Source organism: Streptomyces sp. NPDC050534 (genome assembly GCF_044457745.1).
Classification (GTDB): domain Bacteria; phylum Actinomycetota; class Actinomycetes; order Streptomycetales; family Streptomycetaceae; genus Streptomyces.
Map to the genome: position 1 here is coordinate 80,989 of NZ_JBITHF010000013.1, position 15,962 is coordinate 96,950.

Annotated in this window: 13 protein-coding genes and 1 tRNA gene; 8 read left to right on the forward strand and 6 right to left on the reverse strand. The window is 70.1% G+C overall.

Annotated elements, in window-relative coordinates; all coding sequences use genetic code 11:
• Positions 1-8: 8 nt before the first annotated feature.
• The 7 genes from ACIBN2_RS35750 to ACIBN2_RS35780 all read left to right on the forward strand — a co-directional run bounded on the left by ACIBN2_RS35750 (position 9) and on the right by ACIBN2_RS35780 (position 7,064).
• Positions 9-422 (forward strand): hypothetical protein, encoded by a 414-nt coding sequence (locus tag ACIBN2_RS35750; RefSeq protein ID WP_399140779.1) that lies wholly within the window; start codon positions 9-11, stop codon positions 420-422.
• A complete protein-coding gene (locus ACIBN2_RS35755) occupies positions 419-1,036 on the forward strand; it encodes a Tat pathway signal sequence domain protein (protein WP_399141037.1) in 618 nt (205 codons plus the stop codon). The genes ACIBN2_RS35750 and ACIBN2_RS35755 overlap by 4 nt, the downstream gene beginning before the upstream one ends.
• 289 nt (positions 1,037-1,325) lie before the next feature.
• Positions 1,326-2,555, forward strand: coding sequence for a branched-chain amino acid ABC transporter substrate-binding protein (locus ACIBN2_RS35760; RefSeq protein ID WP_399140781.1), 1,230 nt, complete (start codon positions 1,326-1,328; stop codon positions 2,553-2,555).
• 113 nt (positions 2,556-2,668) lie between these two features.
• Positions 2,669-3,601: a branched-chain amino acid ABC transporter permease gene (locus ACIBN2_RS35765; protein ID WP_399140783.1), complete on the forward strand. Its 933-nt coding sequence runs from the start codon at positions 2,669-2,671 to the stop codon at positions 3,599-3,601.
• Between the two features lie 5 nt (positions 3,602-3,606).
• On the forward strand, positions 3,607-5,433 hold the full coding sequence (locus ACIBN2_RS35770; protein ID WP_399140785.1) for a branched-chain amino acid ABC transporter permease: 1,827 nt from the start codon (positions 3,607-3,609) through the stop codon (positions 5,431-5,433).
• A gap of 6 nt (positions 5,434-5,439) precedes the next feature.
• On the forward strand, positions 5,440-6,351 hold the full coding sequence (locus ACIBN2_RS35775) for an ABC transporter ATP-binding protein (protein WP_399140786.1): 912 nt from the start codon (positions 5,440-5,442) through the stop codon (positions 6,349-6,351).
• Positions 6,348-7,064: an ABC transporter ATP-binding protein gene (locus ACIBN2_RS35780; protein ID WP_393869519.1), complete on the forward strand. Its 717-nt coding sequence runs from the start codon at positions 6,348-6,350 to the stop codon at positions 7,062-7,064. The genes ACIBN2_RS35775 and ACIBN2_RS35780 overlap by 4 nt, the downstream gene beginning before the upstream one ends.
• Positions 7,065-7,147: 83 nt before the next feature.
• Here the strand turns inward: ACIBN2_RS35780 and ACIBN2_RS35785 are convergent, their stop codons facing one another.
• Positions 7,148-7,804 (reverse strand): ANTAR domain-containing response regulator, encoded by a 657-nt coding sequence (locus ACIBN2_RS35785; protein WP_399140788.1) that lies wholly within the window; start codon positions 7,802-7,804, stop codon positions 7,148-7,150.
• A gap of 97 nt (positions 7,805-7,901) precedes the next feature.
• Here ACIBN2_RS35785 and ACIBN2_RS35790 point away from each other — a divergent pair.
• Positions 7,902-7,985: transfer RNA gene (locus ACIBN2_RS35790), tRNA-Leu, on the forward strand.
• Positions 7,986-8,038: 53 nt separating this feature from the next.
• On the opposite strand, the gene pyk is transcribed toward ACIBN2_RS35790, so the two are convergent.
• From pyk to pepN, 5 genes are all read right to left on the reverse strand, one after another.
• Positions 8,039-9,475 carry a pyruvate kinase gene (pyk, locus tag ACIBN2_RS35795; RefSeq protein ID WP_399140790.1) on the reverse strand — a complete coding sequence of 479 codons (1,437 nt, stop codon included), beginning with the start codon at positions 9,473-9,475 and terminating at the stop codon, positions 8,039-8,041.
• A gap of 148 nt (positions 9,476-9,623) precedes the next feature.
• A complete protein-coding gene (locus ACIBN2_RS35800) occupies positions 9,624-10,337 on the reverse strand; it encodes an SIMPL domain-containing protein (protein ID WP_399140792.1) in 714 nt (237 codons plus the stop codon).
• Positions 10,338-10,350: 13 nt separating this feature from the next.
• Positions 10,351-11,793, reverse strand: a complete 1,443-nt coding sequence (locus tag ACIBN2_RS35805) for a lysine N(6)-hydroxylase/L-ornithine N(5)-oxygenase family protein (protein WP_399140794.1) — start codon at positions 11,791-11,793, stop codon at positions 10,351-10,353.
• Entirely contained in the window at positions 11,790-13,223 is a 1,434-nt protein-coding gene (locus tag ACIBN2_RS35810; protein WP_399140795.1) for a pyridoxal phosphate-dependent decarboxylase family protein, read from the reverse strand. The genes ACIBN2_RS35805 and ACIBN2_RS35810 overlap by 4 nt, the downstream gene beginning before the upstream one ends.
• A gap of 214 nt (positions 13,224-13,437) precedes the next feature.
• The gene (pepN, locus tag ACIBN2_RS35815) at positions 13,438-15,933 is read right to left on the reverse strand and encodes an aminopeptidase N (protein WP_399140797.1); all 2,496 of its coding nucleotides are present in this window, start codon (positions 15,931-15,933) and stop codon (positions 13,438-13,440) included.
• Positions 15,934-15,962 lie beyond the last annotated feature (29 nt).

Sequence of the window (15,962 nt, forward strand, 5' to 3'; positions counted from 1 at the left end):
GTCATGCCATGAGAACGGGAGGAGCCGCCCGGCCGACGGCGGTGGCCGGTTGCGGGCTGGCACTGGTCCTGGTGGCGAGCGGCGCGTGCGCCGGGTGCGGCACGTCGGACTCCGGGAGCCGCACGGCCGCCGCGCGCACCGCCTCGGCCGCACCGTCCGCCACGGCGCCCGAGGCGCTGTGCGCGCGGGTCGTCACGTACTGGTCGCGCAAGGTGCTGGACAGCCACACCTACGGGGACTACCAGACGATGGGCCTGTCCAACGGGCAGTACGACATCCTGCGGGACGTCGTGGACGCCGCGAGGGCCACCAAGAAGCGCCAGGGCGCCGCGGCGGCCGACCAGTTGATCGTCCGCCGGGCGCGCCAGGGCTGCCAGGACTGGTACCGCACCGGCGGTCCGAGCAACGGGCCGTGGCAGTGAGCGGCGTCGGCCCCCTGGAGCCGGGCGAGGGCACCCGGGCGTGGGACACCCCGGAAGGCGGCACCGCCACCCTGCCCCACCGCCCGCGCGGCCCCCTCCGGCAGTGGTACGACCGGCACCGGCGCGCCGCCGTCGCCGGCCTGACGGCCGCCGCCCTCCTCGCGGCCGGCGGCTATCTCTACCTGACCCGGCCGCACAGGCCGCCGCCCCCGCCCCCGCCGTATCCGTCTCAGGTTGTGGACATCACCTACCTCGCCCCGGTGACCGCCGCGAGGCCGAACCGGTCCGGGAGCTTCAGCTTCACGGTGGACCTGAGCGTGGCGTCCGGACCGCCCGTCACGGTCCGAGACATCGCCCAGCCGTACGCCGGCCTGACCCTGGCCTCGCAGCCCCGCACCCCTTTCCGGACACGGGCAGGCGACCGTCGCAAGGTCGTGATCACCATGCACGTCACGCAATGCCGGAAAGTGCCGGAAAGTGCCGGACTCCCTTTCCTGGACGTAACTCTGCGTAATACGCGCGCAATAGAGGTCCACAGTTTCATCCTGGGGCAGCGCTATGCTCAGCACCTCTCCAACGCCCTGGAAGCCATCTGCAACACCACTTCCGGGTAATTACCAAAAGCCCTGAAGCACCTGACAGCCCTGCGCGAGTCCTGCGGGTTCTCAAAATGTGGACAGGGCGAATCGGCTGGAATTCTGCTGTTCCACCCACCAAGTACCGCTCTGCATAACGTGGGGTCATAACAAGACAGTCACAGCCTCACTCAGACCCTCCTCCAGGCTTCCTCCACACGCTTAGAGTCACCGCCAGTCACCGTGCTGCCGAAAAGTCTCTTCGGCCCGGCGCAGCGACTCGGCCACTTCCAGGGGGAAGTGGCCGGTGACTGGGAAAGGACTGATCGTGCGTCAACGTTCGCTCATCGCCATCACCGCCGCCCTGGCGGCGGGAGCACTCACCCTCACCGCCTGCGGCTCGCGCGACAGCGGCGACAAGGGCAACTCCGGCAGCGGTGGCACCACCGTCACCATCGGAGTCGACGCCCCGCTGACCGGCGACCTGTCCGCGCTGGGCCAGGGCATCAAGAACTCCGTCGATCTCGCCGTGAAGAACGCCAACAAGCAGAAGCTCGTCGACGGCGTCACCTTCAAGATCGAGGCCAAGGACGACCAGGCGCAGCCCTCCTCGGGCCAGCAGAACGCCTCGTCCCTGGTCGCCGACAAGAACGTCATGGGTGTCGTCGGCCCCCTGAACTCCTCGGTCGCCGAGTCCATGCAGAAGGTCTTCGACGACGCCAAGCTGGTCGAGGTCTCCCCGGCCAACACCAACCCCGCCCTGACCCAGGGCACGAACTGGCAGACCACCAAGGCCCGCCCGTTCAAGTCGTACTTCCGCACCGCGACCACGGACGCCATCCAGGGCCCGTTCGCCGCCGAGTACGTCTACAACACGGCGAAGGCGAAGAAGGTCTTCGTCATCGACGACAAGAAGACCTACGGCGCCGGCCTCGCCGCCACCTTCACCCAGGAGTACAAGAAGCTCGGCGGCACGGTCGTGGGCACCCAGCACATCAACCCCGACACCAAGGACTTCTCCTCGGTCGCCACCCAGGTCAAGAACTCCGGCGCCCAGGCGGTCTACTACGGCGGCGAGTACCCGCAGGCCGGTCCGCTCAGCAAGCAGATCAAGTCGGCCGGCGCCAAGATCCCGCTCGTCGGCGGCGACGGCATCTTCGACCCGACCTTCATCAAGCTGGCCGGCGCCAACAGCACGGGCGACCTCGCCACCTCCGTCGGCGCCCCGGTGGAGACGCTCGACTCCGCCAAGAAGTTCGTCGCCGACTACAAGGCGGGCGGCTACTCGGGTGACTACGGCGCCTACGGCGGTTACTCCTACGACTCGGCCTGGGCCATCATCCAGGCCGTGAAGAAGGTCGTCGACGACAACAACGGCAAGCTGCCGTCCGACGCCCGCGCCAAGATCACCGCAGCCATGCAGGGCGTCTCCTTCGACGGAGTCACCGGCAAGGTCTCCTTCGACCAGTACGGTGACGCCACCAACAAGCAGCTCACCGTCTACGCCGTGAAGAACGGTGCCTGGGCGGCCGTCAAGTCCGGTACGTTCACCGGCTGACTCTCACCCGCACCACTCACGAGCCGCGCGGGGCGCTGTTCCACAGGCGCCCCGCGCGTTCTCGCATCCGGCTCCATCCGTCGAAATCATCCGAACGTCTCGGAGGACATGCGGTGAACGAACTGCCGCAGCAGCTGGTCAACGGCCTGCTACTGGGATCCATGTACGGGCTGGTCGCCATCGGCTACACGATGGTCTATGGCATTGTCCAGCTCATCAACTTCGCCCACGGCGAGATCTTCATGACCGGAGCCTTCGGTGCTCTGACGGTCTATGCCTACGTTCTGCCCAGCGGCACCTCGATGTGGATCGCCCTGCCGCTGATGCTGATCGGCGCCATCATCGTCGCCACGGCCGTCGCCGTGGGAGCGGAACGGTTCGCCTACCGCCCCCTGCGAGGCGCCCCCCGCCTCGCCCCCCTCATCACCGCCATCGGCCTCTCCCTCGCCCTTCAGCAGGCGGTGTGGGCCTGGTACCCGGACGCCAAGTCCTCGCGGACCTTCCCACAGATCGACGGCGGGCCCTTCCACATCGGAAATGTCACCATCCAGACCGGTGATATCTTCCTGCTCATCGCCGCCCCCGTCAGCATGGCCGTCCTCGGCTACTTCGTCATGAAGACCCGTACCGGACGCGGTATGCAGGCCACCGCGCAGGACCCGGACACGGCCAAGCTCATGGGCGTGAACACCGACCGCATCATCGTGATCGCCTTCGCCCTCGGCGCCGTGTTCGCCGCCGTCGGAGGTGTCGCCTACGGCCTCAAGTACGGCGAGATCAACTTCCGTATGGGCTTCATCCTCGGCCTCAAGGCGTTCACCGCGGCCGTCCTCGGCGGTATCGGCAACATCTACGGAGCCATGATCGGTGGCGTCGTCCTCGGTGTCGCCGAGACCCTGGCCTCCGCCTACATCTCCAACATCCCCGGCATGGAAAAGTTCGGCAGCCAGTCCTGGGCGGATGTCTGGGCGTTCGTACTCCTCATCCTTGTGCTCCTCTTCAGGCCTCAGGGTCTGCTCGGCGAGCGCGTCGCGGACAGGGCGTGACACCGATGACCACACAGACCACCGCTCCAGAGACCCCTGGGACCCCGGCCGCGTCCGCCCCGTCCGGCCTGATCGGCCTCCCGCCGCAACTCGGCCGCGCCCTCGCCCTCGGCGGCGGCGTACTCACGATCATCTCGACGTTCATGTCCTGGACCTGGACGTCCGCGTTCCCCGGCGACCTCACCGTCTACGGCTACCCGGGCGGCCTGCAGGTCCTCGTCCTGATCGGCGGCATCTTCACCACCCTCTTCGCCCTGGCCGGTTACGGCGTCAAGTGGCTGCGCGGGCTCGTGCCCGCCGGAGGCGACGCCGCCCTCAAGATGGCCGCGCTCGCCGCGTTCGCCACCGCCTGGTACACGGTCATCGCGATCAGCGACGAACTCGGCGGCGTCGTCAACCTCGACCCGGGCGGCTACCTCGTCGCGATCGCCACCCTCGCCGCCTTCGTCGGCGCCCTGGCGCTGCCCTTCCAGCACCCCGAGCCCGAGCCGATCGACCCCGACGACTCCGCCTGGGAGCACTTCAAGAACAAGTCGTCCCACCGGTGGGAGACCGTCAAGACGGCCTTCGCCGCCAACCCCGCGCGGCCCGTCGGCAAGCTCCCGGCCTTCGTCGAGATCCTGATCATCGCGGGCATCATGGCCGTCGGCCTGATGGTCTTCACCTACGGCATCGGCACCCAGTACGACGAGCTGTTCGTCGGCTTCCTGATCACCGCCGGCTTCGGCTTCGCCGCCCTCAACAAGGCCGGTCTGGTCGCCCAGGCCTCCCAGATCACCGCCCGGCACCAGACCATCACCGTCTGGGGCGCCTTCATCGCGGCGGCGCTGTTCCCCTTCACCCAGACCGACGACCAGTACGCGACCCTCGGCGTCTACATCCTGATCTTCGCCACCGTCGCCCTCGGCCTGAACATCGTCGTCGGCCTCGCCGGCCTCCTCGACCTCGGATACGTCGCCTTCCTCGGTGTCGGCGCCTATGCCGCGGCCCTGGTCTCCGGCTCGCCCAGCTCGCCGTTCGACGTGCAGTTCCCGTTCTGGGCGGCCGTCCTCGTCGGCGCGGCGGCGTCGCTCACCTTCGGCGTCCTCATCGGTGCGCCGACCCTGCGACTGCGCGGCGACTACCTGGCCATCGTCACCCTCGGCTTCGGCGAGATCTTCCGCATCACGGCCAACAACCTGGACGGCACCTCCGGTCCCGACGTCACCAACGGCTCCAACGGCATCTCGTCGATCCCGAACCTGAAGATCCTCGGCTGGGACCTCGGTGCCCCGCACGACATCCTCGGCTTCACCATCGGCCGGTTCGCCAACTACTTCCTGCTGATGCTGGTCATCACGGCCATCGTCGTGCTCGTCTTCCGGCGCAGCGGCGACTCCCGCATCGGCCGTGCCTGGGTCGCCATCCGCGAGGACGAGACCGCCGCCCTGGCCATGGGCATCAACGGCTTCCGGGTCAAGCTCATCGCCTTCGCCGTCGGCGCCTCCCTCGCGGGTCTCGCCGGCACCGTGCAGGCGCACGTGACCTACACCGTCACGCCCGAGCAGTACCAGTTCGCCGGCCCGATCCCGCCGAACTCCGCGTTCCTGCTCGCCGCAGTCGTCCTCGGTGGCATGGGCACCATCGGCGGCCCCCTCATCGGTGCCTCCCTGCTCTACCTCATCCCCAACAAGCTCCAGTTCCTCGGCGACTACCAGCTCTTCGCGTTCGGTGTCGCGCTCATCCTGCTCATGCGCTTCCGTCCGGAGGGCCTCGTCCCCAACCGGCGCCGTCAGCTGGAGTTCCACGAAGAGGCCGAAGCGCCCACAGTCCTCGGCAAGACAGGGGTCTGACCACACATGACCACCGACACCTCCACCCAGGGCGCCACCCCGGGCGCCACCGCCCCCGGACAGGTCGTACTCGACGCCCGCGGCGTGACCATGCGCTTCGGCGGCCTGACCGCCGTGCGCAACGTCGACCTCACCGTCAACAGCGGCGAGATCGTCGGTCTCATCGGCCCCAACGGCGCCGGAAAGACGACCTTCTTCAACTGCCTCACCGGCCTCTACATCCCCACCGAGGGCGAAGTCCGCTACAAGGACAGCGTCCTGCCGGCCAAGTCCTTCAAGGTGACCGCCGCCGGTATCGCGCGGACCTTCCAGAACATCCGTCTGTTCGCCAACATGACGGTCCTGGAGAACGTCCTCGTCGGCCGCCACACCCGCACCAAGGAGGGCTTCTGGTCCGCGGTGCTGCGCATGCCGGGCTTCCACCGGGCCGAGGCCACCTCGCGCGCACGCGCCATGGAGCTCCTGGAGTTCGTGGGCCTCGCGGCCAAGGCCGACCACCTCTCGCGCAACCTGCCCTACGGCGAACAGCGCAAGCTGGAGATCGCCCGGGCCCTGGCCAGCGAGCCGGGTCTGCTGCTGCTCGACGAGCCGACCGCCGGCATGAACCCGCAGGAGACCAGGGCCACCGAGGAGCTGGTCTTCGCGATCCGCGACCGGGGCATCGCCGTCCTCGTCATCGAGCACGACATGCGGTTCATCTTCAACCTCTGCGACCGGGTCGCCGTACTGGTCCAGGGCGAGAAGCTCGTCGAGGGCGACAGCGCCACCGTCCAGGGCGACGAGCGCGTCATCGCCGCCTACCTCGGAGAGCCGTTCGAGGACACTCCCGGCGACCAGGAGACCGCCCGGGTCGAAACCGCCGAGGCCCAGGCCGACACCCCGACGGACGCCGCGCCCGGCAAGGAGACCGACCGATGACCGCACTGCTCGAGGTCGAGGACCTCCGCGTCGCCTACGGCAAGATCGAGGCCGTCAAGGGCATCTCGTTCAAGGTGGAGGCGGGCGAGGTCGTCACCCTCATCGGGACCAACGGCGCCGGCAAGACCACCACGCTGCGCACCCTGTCGGGTCTGCTCAAGGCGGTCGGCGGCCAGATCAAGTTCAACGGCAAGTCGCTGAAGAAGACCCCCGCCCACCAGATCGTCTCCCTGGGGCTCGCCCACTCCCCCGAGGGGCGGCACATCTTCCCCAGGATGACGATCGAGGACAACCTGCGCCTCGGCGCCTTCCTGCGCAACGACAGGGCGGGCATCGAGAAGGACATCCAGCGGGCCTACGACCTCTTCCCGATCCTGGGAGAGCGCCGCAAGCAGGCCGCGGGCACCCTGTCCGGCGGTGAGCAGCAGATGCTCGCCATGGGCCGCGCCCTCATGTCCCAGCCCAAGCTGCTGATGCTCGACGAGCCCTCCATGGGTCTGTCGCCGATCATGATGCAGAAGATCATGTCGACCATCGCCGAGCTCAAGTCGCAGGGGACGACCATTCTGCTCGTCGAGCAGAACGCCCAGGCGGCGCTGTCGCTGGCCGACCACGGCCACGTGATGGAGGTCGGCAACATCGTCCTGTCCGGCACCGGCCAGGACCTGCTGAGCGACGAGTCGGTGCGCAAGGCGTACCTCGGCGAGGACTGAGCTCCTCCCGCCGGCACGACGAGGCCCGCGCTCCCCGGACGACCGGGGGACGCGGGCCTCGTGGCGTGTGCGCGAGGGGGGGGTCAGCCCTTGGACGCCTTCTTCTCGTCGGCGTCCTGGATGACCGCCTCGGCGACCTGCTGCATCGACATGCGGCGGTCCATGGAGGTCTTCTGGATCCAGCGGAAGGCGGCCGGCTCGCTCAGGCCGTACTCGGTCTGGAGGATCGACTTCGCGCGATCGACCAGCTTGCGGGTCTCCAGGCGCAGCGTGAGGTCGGCGACCTCCTTCTCCAGTTCCTTCAGCTCGGTGAAGCGGGAGACGGCCATCTCGATCGCCGGTACGACGTCGCTCTTGCTGAACGGCTTCACCAGGTACGCCATCGCGCCGGCGTCCCGGGCGCGCTCGACGAGGTCGCGCTGGGAGAAGGCGGTGAGCATCAGCACCGGGGCGATGCTCTCCTCGGCGATCTTCTCGGCCGCCGAGATGCCGTCCAGCTTGGGCATCTTGACGTCGAGGATGACGAGGTCCGGCTTGTGCTCACGGGCGAGCTCGATGGCCTGCTCGCCGTCACCGGCCTCGCCGACGACGGAATAGCCCTCTTCCTCGAGCATCTCTTTGAGGTCGAGCCGAATCAGGGCCTCGTCCTCCGCGATGACGACACGGGTCGTCATCGGAGGCACGTGCGACTTGTCCTCGTCGGGCGTGTCCACGGGCTGGGGCGACTCGGGGGCGGTCACTGAAGCTCCTCGTTCAGGGGCAGGGGTACTGCTGTCCAAGAGACTACCTAGCTGCAGCTCCATCCGGTGACCCGGTACACTCCTCTCGGGTTGTCCGGCCGGGTTGGCGCAACTGGTTGACGCGGAGGTCTCAAACACCTCTGTCCGAAAGGACGTGTGGGTTCGAATCCCATACCCGGCACCCATCAGCGGATGTCCACGTTCTCGTGAACATCCGCATTTTGCTGCACATGGTCACTTGGGACTGTCGTCCTCGCCGACGTGGTGCACCCGGACCATGTTCGTCGAGCCGGGCACCCCGGGCGGCGAGCCCGCGGTGATGACCACGATGTCGCCCTTCTCGCAGCGGCCGTACCTCAGCAGCTGATCGTCCACCTGGTCGACCATCGCGTCCGTGGAATCCACGGGCGGGCCGAGGAACGTCTCCGCTCCCCACGTCAGGCTGAGCTGCGAGCGCGTGGCCGCCTCGGACGTGAAGGCGAGCAGCGGGATCGGCGAGCGGTAGCGGGACAGCCGGCGGACGGTGTCGCCGGACTGCGTGAACGCCACCAGGAACCTCGCCCCGAGGAAGTCGCCCATCTCAGCCGCCGCACGGGCCACCGCGCCGCCCTGGGTGCGGGGCTTGTTGTGTTCGGTCAGCGGCGGCAGGCCCTTGGCGAGCAGGTCCTCCTCCGCCGCCTCGACGATCTTCGCCATCGTCCGGACCGTCTCGACGGGGTACTTGCCGACGCTCGTCTCGCCGGACAGCATCACCGCGTCCGTGCCGTCGATGACGGCGTTCGCCACGTCGCTCGCCTCGGCGCGCGTCGGCCGTGCGTTGTCGATCATCGAGTCGAGCATCTGGGTCGCCACGATCACCGGCTTGGCGTTGCGCCTCGCCAGCTTGATCGCGCGCTTCTGGACGATCGGGACCTGCTCCAGCGGCATCTCCACGCCCAGGTCCCCGCGGGCCACCATGATCCCGTCGAAGGCGGCGACGATGTCGTCGATCGCGTCGACCGCCTGCGGCTTCTCCACCTTGGCGATGACGGGGAGGCGGCGGCCCTCCTCGGCCATGATGCGGTGGACGTCCTCGATGTCGCGGCCGCTGCGGACGAAGGAGAGCGCGATGACGTCGAAGCCGGTGCGCAGCGCCCAGCGCAGGTCGGCCTCGTCCTTCGCGGAGAGCGCCGGGACGGAGACCGCGACGCCGGGCAGGTTCAGGCCCTTGTGGTCGGAGACCATGCCGCCCTCGACGACGGTGGTCCGGACGCGGGGGCCGTCCACCGAGGTGACCTCCAGGCAGACCTTGCCGTCGTCGACCAGGATGCGTTCACCGGGAGTGACGTCGGCGGCGAGCCCGGGATACGTGGTGCCGCAGGTCTGCCCGTCCCCCTTCGCGCCCTCTTCGACCGTGATGGTGAAGGTGTCACCGCGTTCAAGGAGTACGGGGCCCTCGGCGAAGCTGCCGAGCCGAATCTTCGGGCCTTGAAGATCGGCGAGAAGCCCGACGCTGCGGCCGGTCTCGTCGGCGGCCTTGCGCACCCGCCGGTATCGCTCCTCGTGCTCGGCGTGACCGCCGTGGCTGAGGTTGAACCGGGCCACGTCCATTCCGGCGTCGACCAGCGCTTTGATCTGGTCGTACGAGTCCGTGGCGGGCCCCAGAGTGCAGACGATCTTTGCTCGGCGCATGAAATCGAGCCTAAACCTTACCGGCAGGTAGAGAATTGGCCGGGCATGACCACTCAACAACCTTTGGGTGAAGCGGTGTTGACAAGTATTGAATTGTGCGGCGGGGTGCTCTGATGAGCATTTTCCCGGTCGCGGCCATATCCGCCGCCTAAATGCGCGGCGGATGCATGGTGAATCGGGCGTTGACCGCGGCGTGGACCTTCTGGCGCTGGGGTTCGAGGTCGAGGGCCGGAGCGGTGTCCTCGGCGCCGCCGCCGTAGGCCATGGAGCGCATACGGCCGGGGGCCTGGGGGTAGGGCTGGGCGTCCTCGGCGCCGATGTCGGCCAGCTCCACCAGGGCCGCCAGCGAGGTGCCGAGCGCCTCCGCGTACTCCCTGGCCCGCTGGACCGCCTCCTTCACCGCCTGCTGCCGGGCCTCACGATGGGCCGGCGAGTCGGGGCGCAGCGCCCACCAGGGGCCGTCCACCCGCGTCAGCTCCAGGTCGGCGAGGCGGGTGGTGAGTTCGCCGAGGGCGGTGAAGTCGGTCAGCTCGGCGGTCAGGTGGACCCGGCCGAGGTAGGCGTGGACGCGTTCGCCGCGGCCCTTCTCCCTGAGCTCCGGGCTGATGGAGAAGGCGCCCGTCTCCAGGTGCTCCACCGCATCCCCGTAGGACTTGACCAGGTCCAGGGCGGCGGCGTTGCGCCGGGTGAGGTCGTCGAGGGCGGCGCGGCGGTCCCTTCCGCGGGAGGCGACCGTGATGCCGATGCGGGCGATCTCGGGGTCGACCTCGAGACGCGCCTCGCCTCGGACGGCGATGCGGGGCGCGTCAGGGGTGCCGTACGGGACGGCGGGGCGGGGGTCGTCCGCTGCGGGGAGGGTCATACGACCCACTCTGTCACCTTCCGTCGGCGAGCGGGGTGAGCACCTGGGCCTGCCGCGCCTGCGGGATCCACGGCGGCTGCTGGGACTGGTCGAGTCCGAAGGTGGTGAAGGCCGTCCGGGTGGGGAGCCGGTAAGTCTCCTCGCCCGTCAGGGAGTTGAGGATCATGGCGCTGCGCCAGGCGGCGAGACCGAGGTCGGGCGCGCCGACGCCATGGCTGTGCCGTTCGGCGTTCTGGACGTAGATGTGGCAGCCGGAGCCGCTGACGGCGGGGTCCAGTGTGAGGCGGAACTGCCCGTCCACGCGCGGGCGTTCGCGGTTGTCGCGGCGCAGATAGGGCTCGAGGCCGGCCAGGAGGTGGTCGAGCGGGCGTTCGCGGTAGCCGGTGGCGAGGACGACGGCGTCGGTGGTGAGCCGGCTGCGGGTGTCCTGCTGCACGTGCTCCAGGTGGAGTTCGACCTTGGTGGTGGCGATACGGCCCGCGGTACGGACGCGGACTCCGGGCGTGAGGACGACGTCGGGCCAGCCGCCGTGCAGGGTGCGGTGGTAGAGCTCGTCGTGGATGGCCGCGACGGTGTCGGCGTCGATGCCCTTGTGGAGCTGCCACTGTCCGGCGACGAGACGGTCGCGGACCCCCTCGGGCAGGGCGTGGAAGTAGCGGGTGTAGTCGGGCGTGAAGTGCTCGAGGCCCAGCTTGGAGTACTCCATGGGCGCGAAGGCGTCGGTACGGCCGAGCCAGTGGAGCTTCTCTCGGGCGGCGGGGCGGGCGCGGAGCAGGTCGAGGAAGATCTCCGCGCCCGACTGCCCCGAGCCGATGACGGTGACGTGCCCGGCACGGAGCAGGGCCTCGCGGTGGGCGAGGTAGTCGGCGGCGTGCACGACGGGCACGCCGGGCGCCTCGGCGAGGGGCTTGAGGGGTTCGGGGACGTAGGGCTCGGTGCCGATGCCGAGGACGACGTTCCTGGTGTACGTGCGGCCGAGTGCCTCTGCTTCCCCGTCGGCGTCGAGCTGGGTGAAGTCGACCTCGAAGACGTCCCGTTCGGGGTTCCAGCGGACGGCGTCGACCTGGTGGCCGAAGTGGAGTCCGGGGAGGCTGTCCGCGACCCAGCGGCAGTAGCCGTCGTACTCGGCGCGCTCGATGTGGAAGCGCTCGGCGAAGTAGAAGGGGAAGAGCCGGTCGCGGGCCTTGAGGTGGCTGAGGAAGGACCACGGACTGGCGGGGTCGGCGAGGGTCACCAGGTCGGCCAGGAAGGGGACTTGGACGCGGGAGCCCTCGATGAGCAGGCCCGGGTGCCAGGCGAAGGAGGGGCGCTGGTCGTAGAAGACGGTGTCGAGTCCGGCGAGTGGCTGGGCCAGGGCGGCGAGGGAGAGGTTGAAGGGGCCGATGCCGATGCCGACCAGGTCGCGGGGGGCGTCCGGCTCGTGGTGAGGAGGGTGCGGGTGGGGGGTGGTGCTCATCGGGGGGTGGGTCCTTCCACGAGTGCGTCGGCTTCTGGTGCGGGTGCCGCGGCCTTTTCGGCTTCCTCGGTGACCGTTTCGGTGGCTTCCTCGACGAGGGTGAGGAGGGCGGCCAGGTCGGCGGGGCGGGTGTCGGGGTTGAGCAGGGTGGCCTTGAGCCAGAGCCGGCCGTCGAGGCGCGCCCGGCCGAGGACGGCGCGGCCCTGGTGGAGGAGGCTTCGGCGTACGGCGGCCACGGTGTCGTCGGTGGTGTGTGCGGGCCGGAACAGGACCGTGCTGATGGCGGGCCGGTCGTGGAGCTCGAACGCGGGACGGTTCTGGACGAGGTCCGCGAACTCGCGTGCGCGGCCGCAGACCTGGTCGACGAGGGCGCCCAGACCACTGCGGCCGAGGCTCTTCAGGGTGACCGCGATCTTGAGGATGTCGGGGCGGCGGGTGGTGCGCAGGGATCGGCCGAGGAGATCGGGAAGACCGGCCGCGGTGTCGTCGTCGGCGTTCAGGTAGTCGGCGTGGTGCTTCAGGGCGGCCAGGTCGCGGGGGTGGCGCACCGCGAGGAGTCCCGCGGCGACCGGCTGCCAGCCGAGCTTGTGCAGGTCGAGGGTGATGGAGTGGGCGCGTTCCAGACCGGTGAGCTGCTCGCGGTGGCGGTCGCTGAACAGCAGGCCCCCGCCGTAGGCGGCATCGATGTGCAGCCGGGCGCGGTGGGCGGTGCACAGCGCGGCGATCTCGGGGAGCGGGTCGACGAGGCCCGCGTCGGTGGTGCCGGCGGTGGCCGCGACGAGGTGGGGGCCGGGCAGGGTGGTCAGGGCCTCGTCGAGGGCGGCGGGGTCGAGGGTGCCGGCGGGGGCGGGGACGACCACCGGGTCGGGCAGGCCGAGGAGCCAGGCGGCGCGGGGCAGTGAGTGGTGCGCGTTCTCGCCGCAGACCAGGCGGACGCCGGCGCCGTGCCTCTCGCGGGCCAGCAGCAGCGCGAGGTGGTTGGACTCCGTGCCGCCGGTGGTCACGACGGCGTCGGCGGCGCCCGCTTCCCGGGCCAGGGCGCGGGTGACGAGGGCTTCCAGCGCGGAGGCGGCCGGCGCCTGGTCCCAGGAGTCCAGGGACGGGTTGAGGACGCTCGCGGCCAGGTCGGCGGCGGTGGCGACGGCCAGGGGCGGGCAGTGCAGATGGGCCGCGCAGTGCGGGTGGGCCGGGTCGGCGGAGCCCTCCGCGAGGGCGCGCACGAGGACGCGCAGGGCGTCGGGGTCGCCGTCCTGGGGCAGTACGTCCCCGACGGCGGCGTGCACCCGTGCGGTGACGGCGTCCGGCCCGCCGGCGGGCAAGGGGCCTCCGCGCGCGTGCGCGCCCGCCTCCAGCGCGTCGAGCACGGTGTCGAGCAGGGGGCGCAGGGCGTCGCGGCCTTCGGGGCCCGAGGCGAGGCTCGGTGTGCTCATGGGTTCCTCCCGGGCGCGCGGGCTGAGGAGTTCCAGCTTGAACGCGGATGCGTGCGCGTGCCCGAAGAGTCAACGATCGGAACCCGAAAGTGGGTATGCCCTGCGGCGCTTCAGCGGGGGGTTCGTGGCGGGCGCCGGTTTCCGGGGGCCGCCGCCCCCAGAACCCCGCTTCGGCCCTGAACAGGCCCCGTCCTCAAGCGCCGGAGGGGCTGGACTACTCCTGCCGCACCCGCAACGCCCTCGCCAGGTCGTCCAGTTGATCCATCAGCTTCCGGCGCAGCGACGGGATCGGCTTCGCGTCCGTCAGGCAGGTCTCGCCGAGGCTGAGGGTCTCCTGGTCGACGGCGTGCAGCGGGAAGGCCCAGCGGCCGGCGGCGTCGGCGATGGCGGGACCCCGGCGGGCGGCCACCGCTACCGCGTCCTCGAAGTAGCGGGGCACGTAGTCCCGGACGAGATCGGCCTGTTCGGGCTGCCAGAAGCCCTGGGCGGTGGCGATGAAGAGGTAGTTGGAGAGGTCGGTGCGCTCGTCGCCGCCGAACATCGCCTCCCAGGCGCGTGCCTTGGCCTGCTCGTCGGGCAGGGAGGCGCGACAGCGGGCGGCGCCCTCCTGGCCGGTGGCGGAGTGGTCGCGGTCCAGTTCGGCGGCGATGGCGGCCTCGTCGGTCGCGCCGAGGACGGCGAGGCGGGCAAGGACGCGCCAGCGCAGGTCGGGGTCGAGTTCGGGGCCGCCGGGGACGGTGCCTTCGGCGAGCCAGGCGGCGATGGTGTCGGGCTGCGCGGCCACGGCGATGAAGTGGCGTACGGCGATCAGCCGCAGGCCGGGGTTGTCGCCGTCCTCGGTGCGGCGGATCAGGTCGCGGCACAGGGCGGAGAGGGTTGCCAGGGCCGCCGGACGCTCGTCGGGGGTGACGTAGCGGTCGGTCACCTGGGCCGAGGCGAAGGCCAGGACGCCCTGCACGAGGGCGAGGTCCGTCTCGTGCGGCAGGTGCGTGCGGGCCGCCTCGAGGTAGGCGGTGGGCGGGAGCTGGCCGTCGCGGACGGCGTCGCGCAGGGCGTTCCACACGACCGCGCGGGTGAGCGGGTCGGGCAGGCCGGACAGGCTGCTGCGGACCGCCTCGAACGACTCCCCGTCGAAGCGGATCTTGGCGTACGTGAGGTCGCCGTCGTTCAGGAGCAGCAGGGCGGGGCGCTTGCCGAGCGAGTGGGGCTCGGTCTGCGGGATGTCGAGGTCGACGCGCTCGCGCAGGGTGAGCTGACCGCCCTCGTCGGAGACGTCCTGGTCGTAGAGGCCGACGGCGATGCGGTGCGGGCGGCTTCCGGCGTGCTCGACCTGGAGCGTGGACGTGCCCGAGTCGCCGCGCGTCACCACCGGGCTGAGCGTGTCGACCCCGGTGGTGCGCAGCCAGGCGTCGGCCCAGGCGTGCACGTCGCGCTCCGTGGCGGAGGCGAGGGAGTCGATGAAGTCGGCGAGGGTGGCGTTGGCGAACCTGTGGCGCGCGAAGTGGGTGTTGATGCCGGCGAGGAAGTCCTTCTCGCCGAGCCAGGCCACGAGCTGACGGAGCGCGGAGGCGCCCTTGGCGTAGGAGATGCCGTCGAAGTTGAGGAGGGCCGAGGCGGTGTCCTCGACGTTCTCCGGGGCTACGGGGTGGGTGGACGGGCGCTGGTCGGCGTCGTAGCCCCAGGACTTGCGGGCGACACCGAAGTCGGTCCAGGTGTCGGTGAAGCGGGTCGCCTCGGTGAGGGTCTGGTAGCCCATGTATTCGGCGAAGGACTCGTTCAGCCAGATGTCGTCCCACCACCGGAGGGTGACGAGGTCGCCGAACCACATGTGGGCCATCTCGTGGGCGATGACCATGGCGCGGGTCTGCCGCTCGGCGTCGGTGACCGCGGAGCGGTAGACGAACTCGTCGCGGAAGGTGACCAGGCCCGGGTTCTCCATCGCGCCGGCGTTGAACTCGGGGACGAACGCCTGGTCGTAGGAGTCGAAGGGGTACGGCTCCTGGAACTTCTCGTGGTAGCGGTCGTAGCACTGCCTGGTGATCTCGAAGAGCTCGTCGGCGTCCGCGTCCAGGTGGGGGGCGAGCGAGCGGCGGCAGTGGAGGCCGAAGGGCAGGCCGCGGTGCTCGGTGCGCACGGAGTGCCAGGGGCCGACGGCGACGGCGACGAGGTAGGTCGACATCAGCGGGGTGGCGGCGGCCTGCCAGCGGCCGTCGCCGAGGTCTTCGGTGACGCCGTTGGCGAGGACGCTCGAGCCTTCGGGGGCCTTGACCGTCAGCTCGAAGACGGACTTGAGGTCGGGCTGGTCGAAGGCGGCGAAGACGCGCTGCACGTCCTCCATGAACAGCTGCGTGTAGAGGTAGGTCTCGCCGTCGGTGGGGTCGGTGAAGCGGTGCATGCCCTCGCCGGTGCGGGAGTAGCGCATGCTCGCGTCGACGCGCAGCTCGTGCTCGCCGGCGGTGAGGCCCTTCAGCGGCAGGCGGTTCTCGTGCAGGGTTTCGGGGTCGAGGGGCTGTCCGTCGAGGGTGGCCGAGCGCAGTTCGGCCGGCTTGAGCTCCACGAAGGTGTCGGCGTCCGCGTGCGCGCTGAACCGGATGACGGTACGGGAGTCGAAGGTCTCGTCGCCGGTGGTCAGATCGAGATCGATCGTGTAGCGGTGGACGTCGAGGAGCGTGGCACGGGTCTGCGCTTCGTTGCGCGTCAGTACGGACATGCAGGCAATGCTGCCTGATGCCACTGACA